This window comes from Paenibacillus plantarum (genome assembly GCF_013141695.1).
GTDB classification, from domain to species: Bacteria; Bacillota; Bacilli; order Paenibacillales; family NBRC-103111; genus Paenibacillus_E; species Paenibacillus_E plantarum.
The window spans coordinates 658,025-673,549 of sequence record NZ_WHNY01000067.1 but is presented as its reverse complement, the minus strand read 5'-3'; the positions used below and the strand labels follow the sequence as shown (position 1 = coordinate 673,549).

14 protein-coding genes are annotated in these 15,525 nt (G+C 46.9%); 2 read left to right on the top strand and 12 right to left on the bottom strand.

Annotated elements, in window-relative coordinates; all coding sequences use genetic code 11:
* Positions 1–9: 9 nt before the first annotated feature.
* Positions 10–1,173, bottom strand: coding sequence for a glycosyltransferase family 4 protein (locus tag GC096_RS25925; protein WP_171634202.1), 1,164 nt, complete (start codon positions 1,171–1,173; stop codon positions 10–12).
* A 174-nt stretch (positions 1,174–1,347) separates the two neighbouring features.
* Here GC096_RS25925 and GC096_RS25920 point away from each other — a divergent pair, with 174 nt between their 5' ends.
* Together GC096_RS25920 and GC096_RS25915 are read left to right on the top strand one after the other, a co-directional pair.
* The gene (locus GC096_RS25920; RefSeq protein ID WP_246302940.1) at positions 1,348–2,484 is read left to right on the top strand and encodes a GGDEF domain-containing protein; all 1,137 of its coding nucleotides are present in this window, start codon (positions 1,348–1,350) and stop codon (positions 2,482–2,484) included.
* 146 nt (positions 2,485–2,630) lie between these two features.
* Positions 2,631–3,572 carry an aldo/keto reductase family protein gene (locus tag GC096_RS25915; protein WP_171634200.1) on the top strand — a complete coding sequence of 314 codons (942 nt, stop codon included), beginning with the start codon at positions 2,631–2,633 and terminating at the stop codon, positions 3,570–3,572.
* A gap of 671 nt (positions 3,573–4,243) precedes the next feature.
* Here GC096_RS25915 and GC096_RS25910 read toward each other — a convergent pair.
* The 11 genes from GC096_RS25910 to GC096_RS25860 form a co-directional block, all read right to left on the bottom strand.
* Positions 4,244–4,540 (bottom strand): DUF6509 family protein, encoded by a 297-nt coding sequence (locus GC096_RS25910; protein WP_171634199.1) that lies wholly within the window; start codon positions 4,538–4,540, stop codon positions 4,244–4,246.
* 135 nt (positions 4,541–4,675) lie between these two features.
* On the bottom strand, positions 4,676–5,149 hold the full coding sequence (locus GC096_RS25905) for a DinB family protein (RefSeq protein ID WP_171634197.1): 474 nt from the start codon (positions 5,147–5,149) through the stop codon (positions 4,676–4,678).
* A 3-nt stretch (positions 5,150–5,152) separates the two neighbouring features.
* Positions 5,153–6,322 carry a CaiB/BaiF CoA transferase family protein gene (locus GC096_RS25900; protein WP_171634196.1) on the bottom strand — a complete coding sequence of 390 codons (1,170 nt, stop codon included), beginning with the start codon at positions 6,320–6,322 and terminating at the stop codon, positions 5,153–5,155.
* Positions 6,323–6,369: 47 nt separating this feature from the next.
* A complete protein-coding gene (locus GC096_RS25895; protein ID WP_171634194.1) occupies positions 6,370–6,957 on the bottom strand; it encodes a cysteine dioxygenase family protein in 588 nt (195 codons plus the stop codon).
* A 14-nt stretch (positions 6,958–6,971) separates the two neighbouring features.
* Positions 6,972–7,757: a CoA-transferase gene (locus GC096_RS25890; protein WP_171634193.1), complete on the bottom strand. Its 786-nt coding sequence runs from the start codon at positions 7,755–7,757 to the stop codon at positions 6,972–6,974.
* Positions 7,758–7,778: 21 nt separating this feature from the next.
* On the bottom strand, positions 7,779–8,588 hold the full coding sequence (locus tag GC096_RS25885; protein ID WP_171634191.1) for a CoA transferase subunit A: 810 nt from the start codon (positions 8,586–8,588) through the stop codon (positions 7,779–7,781).
* A gap of 36 nt (positions 8,589–8,624) precedes the next feature.
* Positions 8,625–10,661 (bottom strand): ABC transporter ATP-binding protein, encoded by a 2,037-nt coding sequence (locus GC096_RS25880; RefSeq protein ID WP_171634189.1) that lies wholly within the window; start codon positions 10,659–10,661, stop codon positions 8,625–8,627.
* Between the two features lie 3 nt (positions 10,662–10,664).
* Positions 10,665–11,561 carry an ABC transporter permease gene (locus GC096_RS25875; protein ID WP_171634188.1) on the bottom strand — a complete coding sequence of 299 codons (897 nt, stop codon included), beginning with the start codon at positions 11,559–11,561 and terminating at the stop codon, positions 10,665–10,667.
* Positions 11,562–11,582: 21 nt separating this feature from the next.
* Entirely contained in the window at positions 11,583–12,506 is a 924-nt protein-coding gene (locus GC096_RS25870; protein WP_171634187.1) for an ABC transporter permease, read from the bottom strand.
* Positions 12,507–12,527: 21 nt separating this feature from the next.
* On the bottom strand, positions 12,528–14,165 hold the full coding sequence (locus GC096_RS25865; protein ID WP_171634185.1) for an ABC transporter substrate-binding protein: 1,638 nt from the start codon (positions 14,163–14,165) through the stop codon (positions 12,528–12,530).
* Between the two features lie 20 nt (positions 14,166–14,185).
* Positions 14,186–15,517 carry an LLM class flavin-dependent oxidoreductase gene (locus tag GC096_RS25860; RefSeq protein WP_171634183.1) on the bottom strand — a complete coding sequence of 444 codons (1,332 nt, stop codon included), beginning with the start codon at positions 15,515–15,517 and terminating at the stop codon, positions 14,186–14,188.
* Positions 15,518–15,525 lie beyond the last annotated feature (8 nt).

The window sequence follows — 15,525 nt, the reverse complement described above, 5'->3', positions numbered from 1 at the left end:
TTTATGAACTTATTCCTGTTGACCTGCTTCTTCATGAATCGTTTGCAACGGTACTTGATAGCGTTCATACACACTTTTCAATTGACGAAGTACACGATTCAATGAGTAGGTTTTTTTCGCCTTTTCCCAAGCAGCTCGTGCTAAATTGTAGCGGAAGCTAGGATCTATGACGACTTTCTCCAATGCATGGCTCAAGGCCATCGCATCCCCGACAGGCACAAGCAATCCATTGTGTCCATGCTCAATTTGCTCAGCGATCCCACCAACATTTGTACCAATCAAAGCTAACCAGCACAGCGCTGCTTCTGCGAATACAGACCCGAACGCCTCCGCACGAGATGGCAGAACAAACACATCAAAGAATGGCATGAATTCTTCCGGGTGGAGCATATATCCATAAAAAATCGTATCTTCATAGATATTATGCTCGATGGCTAATTTCTCAAGTTCCTCACGACTGGGGCCATCGCCAATAATATGTAAAACAAATGGATGTCCGCGTTTCTTCAGCTCGCCACATGCAATCAGCAATGTATCCAAGCCCTTCGCTGGAACTAAACGACAAACCGTAATAAATTGTGTGACTTGATTTTCATGTGAAATCGGACGGAATCGCTTCTCATCAAAGCCATTTGGAATGACGCCAATGCGTTCACTGTCCTGCACATATTCAGCCATGTACTGCTTAAACGAATTTGATACCGTAATAATTTGATCTACCTTCGCTTCTAACTCCCCATAGATCTGGGTTAGAAATTGATGCTCCACGCCATTCTCAACAATGCGCCCATTTAAAATAAGCTCTCGCTCAAAACTGGAGTGAATAGTCAAAATGACAGGCGTATCTGGATAAATTTGTTTCATAACCAGTGCAGCAATTGGATGATGGGCATGTATAATATCAAATTTCTTAGAAATTCTGAGCTTTGTCCACCATACATAATCTTTATAGGTTTGAATGTATTTATCGATAATTGGGTTTCCGGCATACTTCCGCCAATCAAACGTAGCGAATGACACGTCCTCGGTTCCCTTGCCGCGAATACGCTTAGGCAGCGAAAACAGTTCCATTTCCCAACCTTTTTTATTAAATCGTTCCAAAATATAGGGAACCATGGATGATACCCCACCCGGTTGTTCCGGGGGGAAAAATAATGCTTGCAATATGTTCATTGCATGAGCCCCTCTCCCAAAATCCTTGAGCTTACCAATTCCTATTGTAACCTGTGCCTGGCGAATAGAAAAGAGAACACAACCTCAACAGCACAAATGTTCTATCCCTGCACCGCTTTTTCCTTTATAATAGAGTCTGCTTCTATGGAAAAATAGACCTACTTGGAGGAACTCATGGACATCATGGATTTACTTTTCGGTGAATTAGCTTCGTTTCTCTCCCATGCCATGATCGTTGTCATGGTTGCACTCATGTTCGTGATTTCACTGCGTTTGTTTCTAGATCGACGCAAAAAAGCGTATATGTCCATGACGATATCGCTCATCTTCGTCGGTATCCATTTTTTGCTTCAACTATATTTCATGTTTAGCAGTATCCACACGAGCCTGGCTGATTACTCACAGATCATGCTCAAAATTATTTCATTTGTACTTATAAATATGGGAATTTATCAATTATATAATCGCACGAACCGTAAACAATATACATTTTTCTACGGTTTAATCGTCATGGGATTTGTCGTCTCTACGCTTCACTTCATTGTTCCTAATATATACAGCGGGACAGATCATCAGGTTCGTCTTCTGCAAAATATTGGACTTGAGTTATACGTATTCGTACTCATTTTTCTCTGCTTCTATATGATTCCACCTTACATCGGTCAGCAAATGAAATATCAGCTTGCTTTGACGATTTATTTTTTATTTCAGACGTCTCAGCTTCTAAATACATATGTGTATGATAATGCACAGCCTGTGCTTATCTTGGCTGTCAATATACTGCCCGTCATCTATTACTTTCTCTTATTTATGATTCTCTTTGAACGTGTCGTTGAGCTCATGCAAGCCATCTACAATTCATCGATTACGGACGGCTTGACTCGACTCTATAATCGCAGATTTTTCTACAACCGTGTTACACAGCACGTTCAGCGTCATTTGCCCGTTTACATTTTGTTCAGTGATATCGATAATTTCAAAAAGTTAAACGATACGCAAGGCCATCAGATGGGTGACAATGTGCTCAAACAGGTTGCGCAAATTATGAAGGACGAAGCTGAAGAATGCGGGATTGCGGGCCGTTATGGCGGTGAAGAAATGGTTATCTTGGTGTCCGATCCCAGCGTGAAAATGGACGCGTTCGCAGAGCGAATCCGCAGCCGCATTGAGAAAGAAACGATCGTAACCGCGAGTATTGGGTACAGCAAATACAAGACTGGCTTAAGTGCGGAAGAACTCATCAAACAAGCGGATGAAGCCATGTATCGCGCCAAGACAACAGGAAAAAACAAAGTTGTGAAGTTTGCCTAATATACTGAGTTGTTAAGTACCGCACCTGGAGGTAAGTAACTCACTTGCTTTTCAGTTCTTATGTCTTCTCGTTCCATGCTTTATAATAGACATGTACAGACAATCCCGTACAAATTCTATGTTAGAGCAGGAGGCAGATGAACAGCATGCAATATCGGAAACTTGGTAATAGCGGTCTCAAAGTTAGTGAAATCAGTCTAGGCAGTTGGCTTACCTATGGCGGCTATGTAGGGGAAGACCCTGCAGTACGTTCCATTGAACAAGCATACGATCTGGGTGTTAACTTTTTCGATACAGCCAATGTGTATGAACGCGGTGAAGCCGAACAGGTTATGGGTAAAGTCCTTTCCGCATATCCTCGGGAATCCTACGTTCTAGCGACGAAAGTTTTTGGTAAAATGGGCGAAGGTCCTAACGACCGTGGACTCTCCCGTAAGCATATTAGAGAACAAGCCGAAGCTAGCCTACGACGCTTGAATGCGGATTACATTGACATTTATTACTGTCACCGTTTTGACACTGAGACGCCGCTGGAAGAAACGTTACGTGCACTTGACGATTTAGTCACTCAAGGCAAAGTGCTTTATATCGGTGTTAGTGAGTGGACGCCAGCTCAAATTGTGGAGGCTTATGCGCTTGCTGATAAGTTATTGCTCGATAAACTAATCGTGAATCAGCCCGTATACAATATGTTCAATCGCTATATTGAAAAAGATATCATTCCACTCGGCGAAACAAAGGGCTTCGGCCAGGTCGTCTTCTCTCCTCTTGCTCAAGGCCTCTTGACTGGCAAATACCGTGCAGGGCAGCCCATCGCCACCGATAGCCGGGCTAGCAGCAAAAACTGGGATGAAAAGCAGCTGAACGAAGCTTCTCTACATAAAGTAGCCCAGTTATCCAGTATTGCGGATGAACTTGGGATTAAGGTATCCCAGCTGGCGATCGCTTGGATCCTTCGTCAAAACAACGTATCCAGTGCTCTCGTTGGTGCGAGCCGCCCCGAGCAGGTTATCGAGAACTGCAGCGCAAGCGGCATTCATTTGACAGATGATGTGCTTAGCAGCATTGAGACGATTCTGCAAGGATAAGCGAAACACCAACTATTTTTGAGTGATGCGTGTCATGAGAAACCTGCCGTTGTGCAGGTTTTTTTTGCGTGTTTGACTAAATGAGGTTGGGTTGGTGGAATAGTTATCACACGAAATATAAAAATAACTGGAAAATATACATCTAATTTAGGTCAATATCCCCAATAAATTGATTTAAATAGAAAAACGTAGTTAATTTTACCAAATAAGCTCATATCGATAAAAACACCTAAAATTAACTACAGAAAATCCATCTAATCGGGAAATGATGCGAAATCCAACAGAATTAACTGTAGAAAATACAGCTATTCATTTAGAGTACTTAACTAGTTAATATCTGATCCTTTCAATGCTCTCGTAGCGGTTAGTAGACGGTCAGTAATCTGCGGATTACGAGTTACGGTCTACGCTCAGCGGTCGGCGGTTTGTGGGTTACGGGTTACGGGTTACGGGTTACGGGTTACGGGTTACGGTCTGTGGACGGCGATTTGTGGTTGTGGGTTGTGGGTGGTAGTTGGTAGTTGGTAGTTGGTATGTTGCGATTTGCGGTCTGTGCTCTACTTTTCGCGGTATGTGGTCGGCGATTTGTGGTTTTCCATATATGGTTGTGAATGTGGTTATGGTTATAGTTGATAAAAAGACAAAAAAAAGAAGAGCAAAATCGCTCCTCCTTATTCATTACCTTCCGAGTAGTGCTCCTTACAGAACGCTTCCACGACTGCGACTTCATCATCCTCTAGGTCGAAATCCAGATAGAGCTCGGTCGTTTTTTCGTACAACTCGTATTTCATAAGTGCTGATGTTTCTTCGGTTACATTGTAGATTGCTCGGATATATAGGCCGCTCTCGGAATAAAGTTCATCATCTTCTTCAACTTCGATATCGATGATAAATTCATAACGTTGCCCCGTCAAAATCCCAAAAGGATCTCTAACCAATTCTACGGTGTAGGTCGTAATCGTAAACATTGTACCGCCCCTTTCTCTTCTGCACCTGTTAGTATAACCGAAATGCGTGCAAAAGAAAAAAGGCACCTCTCTGTTGTCCCAGAAAATGCCCCTATCGGTCTTCTTATCGGTATTCTACAAGTTATTTCCGTGCCTTTACTTCACACCTAAAGCATCCAAATTACGACCAATTTGCAGCAAATGCGTTTGCACATGACGAATAAAGCCTTGGAACAAATCCGCAACGGAGGTTTCTTTGCCGTTATTATTCCCCTTACGTTCCCACTGTTCCTCTGTCAAACGCCCGTAGAACAGCGCATTATAGGCAAGTATGGCATCGAACGCAAGCAGAATGTCACTGAGCTCCGTCTGGTTCGCTCGCGAGCTCGCAACCCATGCATCCTGATCATAGAGTAGAAACTCTTTACCATTTTCTGCAACAATTTTACGAATGCGGATAGCGTGCACGAAGCTGGCATCCACGAGATGAGCTACGATTTCTTTGATGCTCCATTTCTCGGGCGCAGGCTTCCATTCCAACTGTTCTCGTGAAAGATGGCTAACGCGCTGTTTAATTAATTCCGAAGACGCGAGGTAAATATCAATATGAACCCTTGTTGTCTCACTCACGATCTAAACACCCCATTCTTGGAAAATTTCTTCTGTGTGCTCACCCTTGAGCGGCGGTTTGCGATAAATCTGAAACTCGTAGTCCGTTAGCTTAACGGGATAGCCTACGGTCGTCGTTTGAGTATGATTCGGGAGCGCTAGCTCGTGAATCAAGCCACTTTCCTTCACCGCAGGATCATGCAAAATATCCTCAAATGTATTGATCGGCGCACACGGCACACCTCGTCCATCAAATATGTCGAGCCATTCCGCAGCAGTTTTCAGGCTGAATTCTTCCTGCAGAAGCAATGCCAGCTCCTTCTGATGCTTCGCGCGCAGCGTTTGATTCAGAAAACGCGGATCGTCTGCAAGCGCCGGCAGCTCCACGGCATCCACTACTTCACGCCACAGCTTTTCGTTGCCAGCTGCAATCACGAATGGCTTATCACTGCCGTGATAACCTTGGTACGGCGCATTGCGCGGATGAGCGCTGCCCAAACGCTTCGGTGCCACGCCATTGCCGTAATACTCACTAGTCTGCAAAGCGGATATACCCAGCACACTAGCTAACATCGAGCAATCAATGTAACTGCCTTTCCCGCTTCGAGAAGCTTGATGAATCGCAGCAACGACTGTATAGGCACCATAAAGTCCAGCAACGAAATCAGCCACAGGAACTCCGCATTTGACAGGTGCACCCTCCTCTTCGCCCGTCACACTCATCAATCCGCTAATCGCTTGAATGGTCACATCGAAAGCGCCTTTTTGTGCGTAAGCCCCCTTTTGCCCGTATCCAGAAATGGAACAATACACAAGTTTCGGATTCTCTTCGACTAATCGCTCATAGCTAAGCCCGAATTTCGCCAATACGCCAGGCCGGTAATTTTCCACTATGACATCGGCTTGCGCACATAACTCACGCAATCGTTCAAGATCCGCAGCTGCTTTAAAATCAATCGCTATGCTGCGTTTATTCCGATTTAACGAACTGAAATTGGAGCTGTAGCTCTCACCTTCTTCGTTCGCAATAAATGGCGGCCAGTCTCGCATACTATCCCCCACATCAGGTCGTTCGACCTTGACCACATCCGCGCCAAGATCAGCAAACAACATGCCTGCGAAGGGACCTGCCGCTATTTGACCAAATTCAATGACTTTGATGCCTGCAAGAGGGCCGTGATTGTTCTTGCTCATATGCGCTTCGCTCCTCTTTGTTTGGTAGTAAGAGATAATTCCAAGCCTTAGTTAAAAATGGGACTTAAATTATCATGCTTTGTTATGACATCTCGTGCATTCCCAGAGGCAACGTCATGAATATGCCTAGGCTGTTTCCCTATATCGGTCCCATAAATATGAATCGTAATGGCGACCTCATCAAATGGATTCGCAACGCCATGGATATCATAATCCGGCGGATAGACAAAGGAGATATCACCTTGCGCAGCTGTGACCTCTGATACCTCACGAACTGTGTAACGTGGCTCGGCAGATTCACCGTGATCTTCACGGCGGTATCGCTTCTCTATAATTGACCCGCGGTAAACGCCAACTAACCCCCAAACCAAATGATCGTGAACCGGGGCAACTTGACCCGCTCCCCAGACGAATGCGATGACGGCGAAAGACTCGTTCTCCGGCCTATATAGCAAATACTGCGCATATTTATTCGGCAGCGGCACTTGTAAGTCCTCAGGAAGCAACTGCTCATTGGTCAGCAATTCCTGCAAATGCGGTCGCACTTGATCAATGATGGTTCGATAATCCTGATGACTTGCTAAGATACCTGATATGTTCGCTTCCAACTGATGAAACGCTTTGTTCGCGCTCATGGTCATCCCTCTTTCTATGATTGAACTACTGCACTTTTCAAATAAGCACCAAAATGCTGCTTCGCAAACAATGGATATATGCGTTTCAATTCATGGCTTACCTCATAACGAAGTATTGCTAACTCGATAGTTGAAGGGGCTTCGAGGATTGGAATCGATGTGTCATCCTCTTTGTTCAAACCTAGATCAAAACCTGTTCTCCCCTGCACCTCAGCTGGCTTCACCCCTGGAACGGTTGCTGCTAGCTTTAATCTGCGATCGGGCCCGATCGGTTTCATTACCCCTAGCGGTGTATACACGCCAACTAATCCGTTTTGATGATAAATGCCTTTCCCCGAAGAAGGTATCGACGTAACGAAATCGAGCGTTTCAGGAAATCCTTTGATACCATGGTCCGTTTTATATAGGAAAATGCGTTTGCATGTAAAATAAACAACCCCTGAGCCTGCACCTCCAGGGAGTCTCACCTTCGGCTTTCCATAATCGCCAATCGTATGCAGATTAATGCGACCGTAGCTGTCGATTTGAGCACCGCTTAGAAAGAACACATCCATTGCGCCTCGCTGCATGAGATCAAAGAACTCTTTCGTTCCTTGAAACGGCCAATCACACTGCCCAAGAATATAAACGGAGGCTTGCTTCGCATGTCTCGCTTTGGCAAGTAATGCAGCCGCAGCAGGGATTGGTGAGTTATTACCGACACCGATAACTTCGTGATTACGCAGCTCTCTAGCCAAGTAACAGATCATGGCTTCCTCCGTGGAATACGAAGACAACTTCGCCTGCTCCATACGACTCATACGATACCTTACCTCCCTTCATTACGTGTTAGATAAGCCGTTCACATACTCCTCAAAAGAAACTTCCGTACTAGAAGCTTCCAAATAAATGGAAATCGCCTCATCATCTACCTCATAGTAGCCTGGACAAGCCGTAGGCAAAGCGCCACCAGGTGCATGAATGACACCGCTGAGGAACAGCGATGGGATGAACGCTACACCATGGTTAGCTTCACGAAGCAGCTCTTCAGGGGACACAATCTCCTCCACTGAAGCAAAAGCCTTGACTGAAGCTTGCGCGAGCACTCGATTGTTCTGCGCTGGGTGAGCAATTACATTGCCGAGCGTATCTGCCTTATAGCCGTGAAAAATCGCTACGTCTGGTCGAATTGCCGGCACAATGGCAATTCTCTCCTCCGCATTGTATGGATTTTTGATCTCATGAAAATCCGGTCTAATTTGCATGTAATCCGTCCCGAGCAGCCCTCGCACTGGTATGAAGGGGATGCCCGAAGCACCTGCCCCAATTGCTGCAGTCAGCGTTGGACAAGCATGCTCCAATCCAACTATCGCGCCTTGCTCGAATTTACGCCGGAAGTTCAGCCCAAACCCATACTCTCCCATTGAAATCTGTGAGAATTCCACAGTCGAGACCACACCCGCTCCGATCAGGAGATCAGCATTCACTGCCGCAGCCCCCGCACAAATAAGATATAACTCGCGCCTCTTTGCCCGGATGATTTCACGAATGAGGGCCATCGGGGACATTTCCATATTGCCGCTAACGGCAAGCTTCGTACCATCCGGAATCTGTGCAACCGCTTCTTGGATGGAAATTAATTTGGATGGCACACGTCTCACTCCTTATTTACAAATAAACTCCCATTCTTACAAGGGATAATGACACGCCGCATAATGACCAGGCGCAATCGGCGCTAATTCAGGCACAACTTCTCGGCACAGTGCTGTCGCCGCTGGGCAGCGCGTGTGAAAGCGGCAGCCGGATGGCGGCCTCGCAGGTGATGGCATTTCGCCTTCCAAGGGCACGAAGCTACGCTTACGTTTGGGATCCGGCACTGGAATAGCGGATAGAAGCGCCTTCGTATAATGATGGGCAGGATGCCTAAACAGCTCATCGGTTGGTGCAATTTCTACTAGCTTTCCTAAGTACATGACGCCAATACGATCCGAAATGTAGCGAACAATATTCAGACCATGTGCAATGAACAAATACGTCAAATTCATCCGTTGCTGAATATCTTGCATCAGATTGACGATCTGCGATTGAACAGAAACATCTAAGGCGGATACCGCTTCATCAGCTAAAATAAACTTCGGATTCAGCGCAATCGCACGAGCAATCCCAATTCGTTGGCGCTGTCCACCTGAGAATTCATGCGGCAACCGATCGTACCAGGACGGATTCAATCCCACAAGCTCCATGACGGCCTCTACTTTGGCTCTTTTGGCAGACCCACGTAAAGACTCGTGCACCCAGAAGGGTTCGCCGATGATGTCCCCCACTTTCCAGCGGGGATTAATGGAGCCATAGGGATCCTGAAACACAATTTGCATGTCCCGTCGTGTTTCCTTCCACCCCTGGGAACCAGATTGAATGAGATCTCGGCCTTCAAAATGAATACTGCCCGCCGTCGCTTTCTCCAGCTGAAGAAGTACACGGCCTAGCGTGGATTTCCCGCAACCGGATTCTCCGACGAGTCCGAAGGTTTCCCCTTTGCGGATGTCAAAGGACACATCATCAACCGCCTTAATGGAAGTGCGGCCTCGTCCAAACCATCCTTGACGGATCGGGAAATATTTCTTCACGTTCTTCACTTGGAGCAACGGAAGCTCCGAGCCCAGCGACCAGGCATCATCACGGAGCCCCTCGTTGTCAAGCAGCTCGACAGGAGCGGTCGTTACGGCATCCCCGAAAAACTCGGCCGCCAAATGATCAATCCGCTCCGCATTCCAACAAGCGACCTCACGGCCGTGAAGCTCCTGTAGAGGTGGATCTTCACTTAGGCAGCGATCCGTTGCATAAGGGCAACGGGGATGGAAACGGCAGCCTGTCGGCAACTGAGACAAGCTGGGAATCGTACCTTTGATCGTATACAGCTTCAAACCACGAACATTATCCAATGTGACAATGGAGTGCAGAAGCCCTTGGGTATAGGGATGGGCTGGATTTTCGAATAATTGATGCACCGGTGATTGCTCTACAACCTTCCCCGCATACATGACTACGACGCGATCCGCCATTTCAGCGGCAATACCGAGATCATGAGTAATTAATAGAATCGACATCTGGAATTCATCTTTCAGCTCACGGAGCAAGCTCAAGATTTGCGCTTGAATCGTAACATCCAACGCTGTCGTAGGTTCATCAGCAATAAGCAGCTCAGGTCCGCAAGCTAGTGCCATCGCGATCATTGCCCTTTGGCGCATGCCTCCAGAGAGCTCATATGGATATTGCCCCATCCGAATTTCCGGTTCCGGAATGCCCACTCTGCGCAACAAGGATATCGCCTTTTCCTTCGCTCCCAGCTTCGAAATTCGCTCATGACGGACAATGACTTCAATGATTTGGCTGCCAATTGTGAAGATTGGATCTAGTGCCGTCATCGGCTCTTGGAAAATCATTGCGATTTTCTTCCCACGCAGATCACTGATTTCCTTTTGTGACAGTCCTACTAAACTTTGCCCATCGAGTTTGATATCCCCATGTGAAATATAGCCGCCATCATAGTTAATCAGACGCATAATCGACAGAGAGGTAATCGTCTTTCCACTCCCTGATTCCCCAACCAAGCACACAATTTCGCCAGTTCCGATGTGCAAACTAATCTTATTTATCGCATTCAGCGAGCCACCCGCTGTTTGAAAATCAACCGACAAGTCATCTATTTCGAGTAATGGTTTCATCCGCTATGCCCTCGATTTCTTTGGATCCATGCGATCACGAATTTCGTCTCCAATGAGATTAACCACAATCACCAGCAAGGTGATAGCCAGCCCCGGGAACGTAGCCACCCACCAGGCTACCGTCATATAGCTCCGTCCTTGGGACAGCATATAGCCCCAATCTGGGATTTCCTTCACTACGCCAAGTCCAAGGAAGCTTAGACCTGTTCCTACTAGAATGGAGCTCCCTACACCGATCGTCATCATGACAAGCAACGGAGAGAAGCAATTCGGCAGAATATGACGCAGCATGATTTCAATATGTGAGGTCCCCACAGCGCGAGCAGCATCAATGAAAGGCCGATTGCGAATCGAGATCACTTGGCTGCGAACGACCCTTGCTTTTCCAGGTATCGTAGCCACACTAATAGCCAATATCACGTTAAAAAAACTAGGTCCGAGGGCAACCGAGATCGCTATCGCCAACAGAATCCCCGGAATCGTCATCAAAATATCATTAAAACGCATGAACAAGGAATCGACAGTTCCGCCCCAATACCCCGCAATAAGTCCGAATAATGTCCCAATACAGCCGCCAATCACGACGGACACGACCCCCATAATAAGCGACTGCCTGCTCCCATAGATGACGAGTGTCCATACATCACGACCGAATTGATCGGTTCCAAGCGGATGCGAAAAGCTGGGTGATTTCAAGAGCTGATCCGTCAGCATTTCCGTTGGCGAGTAAGGAGCAATCCAGGAGGGAACGATGGCACACAAGATCAGAAAAGCCAATATAAATAGCGACAGGCTTAGTAGTGCCTTGGATAAGTTCAGCTTTTTCAGTCGAAATCGAAAACTTAATAGCTCCTGCCTCTTTCGTAGCAGCCTTTCCGTTGTTACCGTGTTAAACAGCATAAGCGCCAACTCCCTTCATAGTTATCCTGACTTACGAACACGCGGATCGACATAGGAATACGACACATCCACCATCAAGTTGACCAAAATATTAAAAAGTCCTGTAATCAGAATTGCCGCCTGAATCACCGGAATATCTTTCTGATTGATGGCATCTACCACTAATTTCCCTAAGCCTTGCCTAGAAAAAACAGTCTCCGTCACAACAGCTCCCGAGAGCATCTCCCCAACTAACAAACCAAGAATTGTAACCGCAGGCAGCAAGGCATTCCGTAACACGTGCTTATAGAGCACGATTTTTTCGGACAGCCCTTTCGCGCGCAGTGTCAAGACAAATGGTTCATGGATGACCTCCAGCACGCTGTTTCTCACCATCCGAGTTAACATCCCAGCACCTGTCACCCCTAAAGCGAACGACGGAAGAATCAGCTGTTTGAAGCTGCCATTCCCTATCGCGGGTAAGAGCTGTAAATGCACCGAAAAGACAAGGATAAGCAGAATGCCAAGCCAAAACTTGGGCATGGAGACGCCTAACAAACTAATGACACGCACGATATAGTCCAGTACACGATTTTGATACACAGCTGATAACACACCTAGAATGAACCCGACGATGATAGCAAAAATCGTGCTCAACAAAGCCAGAGAAAGCGTTGCGGGCAGCTGAGCCAGCAGTCGATCTATAACCGGCTGGCTGTTTGCGAAGGAATGCCCGAAATCTCCCCGAATACTTTTCCACAAATACACGGCATATTGCTGCCAAAGCGGCTGATCTAAGCCAAATTGTGTTCTTAAATAGGCGATACGCTCAGGTGAGGCGTCCTCACCTGCAATCATCTGGGCCGGATCACCGGGAAGCCAGTGAATGATTAAGAAAACAAGCGTCAACGAACCTAGAATGACTGGAATGGAGACGATGAGCCTGTTCAAGATATACTTCACCATCCGTGACTCCCCCTCGTGATCTTATTTTTGAATCCAAGCATCGTAGAATACAGGCCATGCCGGCGAATCGAACGTAATCCCCTTCACTTCTTTGGTAGAAGCAACAGAGTAGTTGAAGACATAAGCCGGAATCCCGTAGACATTATCAATAATGTATTCTTGTGCGTTTTGATAAATCGTTTTCCGTTTCTCAGGATCTGTTTCCAAGTAGCCCTGCTCCAAAAACTCATCTAATTTAGGATCATTTGTTTTGGCAATATTATTTGCCTTAGAAGGACCTTTGGTGGAGTAAAGTTGTCTGAGTACATCCGGATCACCTGAGAATTGGCTGCCCGCGATCAGGTCATAATCCCCTTTATTGCGGCGATCTGTGTATGTCCCTGTAGGCAAAGAAATGACTTTCAACTCGATCCCTACTTGTTTCAGCTGCTGGGTGAATATCGCGATTAAATCAAGCCGTTTCTCGCGGTTTCCTTGTGTATCAATCACTTCAACCGTGAGTCGTTTACCGTCCTTGGAGCGATAGCCATCTGTCCCCTTGATCCAACCCGCTTCTTCCAGCGTTTGATTCGACTTGGCTGCATCTACCTTGTAGGCATTCTCCCTAGTCGGTGAATAGCCAAACTGCTGGGGAGAAAGCGGCGACCAGCCTTGCTTCGAGGTGCCTAAGTAAATCGTCTTCACAGCCGAGTCGATATCCAAGGCCGAGCGGAACGCTTGTCGTATTTTCAGATCATTCCAAGGTGCCTTCTGAATATTTAAATAGAGTGTATAGTTGGCCTGCAGAAGCTCTGTTTCCTGTACATTAAAATTACGATCCGCCTTCAACGCTACGAGATTCTGCGGAGGAATAATGTCCGCCACTTGGACTTGTTTGCTTTGCAGAACGCTGACGCGCGTTGCTTCTTCTTCCACGTATTTCACCGTTAATTTATCTAAATAGGCTGGACCTTGATGCTTCGCATTGGAAGGGCCCCAGTTGTAGTCCGGATTTTTCTCAAGTTCAACTTGTGAGCTCGGCGTAATTTTTTTCAGCTTAAAAGGTCCTGTTCCCACTGGGTTTTGCGGGAAAGCATCGCCATACTTCTTCACAGCCGTCGGAGAAACGAAGCCTAAATCGACTTTGGCAGCGTTGCTCAGGAACGGCGCAAAGGTCGTTTTAAAATTCACCTTCACCGTGAATTCATCGATGACTTCCGTTGATTGATACGAGCCAAGCTCGTTCAATGCAATGGACGCTTTGGTCGCTGGATCGATAATCCGATCAAAATTAAATTTCACAGCTTCCGCATTAAACGGCGTGCCATCATGGAATTTCACATCCTTGCGCAGGTGGAACGTATAACTCTTTTTATCCGAGGAAAGCTCCCAATCTGTCGCTAGCCACGGCTTAATCGTGTGATCAGGAAGCTCCACAACTAAGCTGTCATAGATCGAGCGCATGACTCTAGTCGTTGGGGCGAAGCCCGCTTTATGCGCGTCCAAGCTGTCTGATGTCACCGTACCTGCAAGCGCCCACACAAGCTCTCCGCCTGGTGTCACCGTACCCGCTTCTGGCGATGCACTTTCCTTGCCGGCTTTCGAGGCTTCCCCACAGCCTGTTACGATGAAAGCCGTAATGAGTAAACCGCTGACGATAGATCCAATTCTCTTTTTCATATCTTTCTCTCCCTCTAAGCTTAAGCTTGAGCTATTCTCTCTTTTGTATAGCGGTTTACTGGGATTTCAAGCCCTAAATTGCCTCGCAACGTTTCACTTTCGTACTCTTCCCGATAAATACCGCGCTCCTGAAGAATCGGAACAACCAGTTCCACGAAATCCTTAAGCACGCTAGGTATGCCCGTATGAATAATAAAACCATCCGCTGCGCTTTCTTCAAACCATTGTTGAACCGTATCTGCGATCTGCTCAGGCGTACCGACGAAGGAGCTTCTTGGCGTTGCAAATCGCAGTGCCGTTTGACGCAGCGTCAAATTCTCTTCCTTCGCAATTCGCTTAATCCGATCTGTCGAACTGCGGTAGCTATTGCTGCCAAGATCGCCAAGATCCGGGAAAGGTTCATCCAACGGATACTGTTTGAAATCGTGGTAGGTAAATGGACGACCAAGCTGATCGAGCGCATCCTCCAACGTCACTAACCCTGCAATCGCCTGATATTTGCTCTCTGCTTCTTCTACCGTCCGTCCAATGATTGGACTAATGCCCGGGAACACGAGAATTTCTTCGCTTGCCCTGCCATAAGCAGCTGCACGTGCTTTAATATCTTGATAAAAAGCTTTCGCTTCCTTGATCGATTCATGTCCTGTAAAAATGGCATTCGCACTCTTCGCTGCTAAATTGCGACCATCGTCTGACCCACCTGCTTGGAAAATCACAGGCTGACCTTGCTGCGAACGAGATATGTTCAAAGGCCCTTGCACGGAGAAATGCTTGCCCTTATGATTCAAAGCGTGCAGCTTGCTCGGATCGAAGAACTGACCCGTTGATTTATCTCGCGTGAAGGCATCATCTTCCCAAGAGTCCCAGAGACCGCGTACAACCTCTAAATGCTCCTCCGCGATCCGATAGCGCTCATCATGAGCATAGTGCTCATCCCTGCTGTAATTGCGAGCAGCGCCTTCAAGCCCCGTCGTCACAACGTTCCATCCTGCACGCCCGCTACTAATATGGTCCAGCGAAGCAAACTGCCTTGCCACAGTGAACGGTTGTGTGAATGACGCGGTTAGCGTCCCCACCAGACCAATCTTCGAAGTAACGGCTCCTAGTGCCGATAAAACCGTTAGCGGCTCCAGCCTGTTTAAATAATGCGGCGCTGATTTTTCCGTAATATACGTGCTATCTACGATAAAAACAAAATCAAATTTGCCTTCCTCTGCTTGCAACGCCTGCCCGGCATAATAATCAAAATCAACACTGGCATCCCCCGGTATTTCTGGATTTCGCCATGTATATTTGGAAGTACCTACACCTGTAATGGTGGCACCGAGTTTAAGTTTTCTTTGATTGGACATGTGTTTCT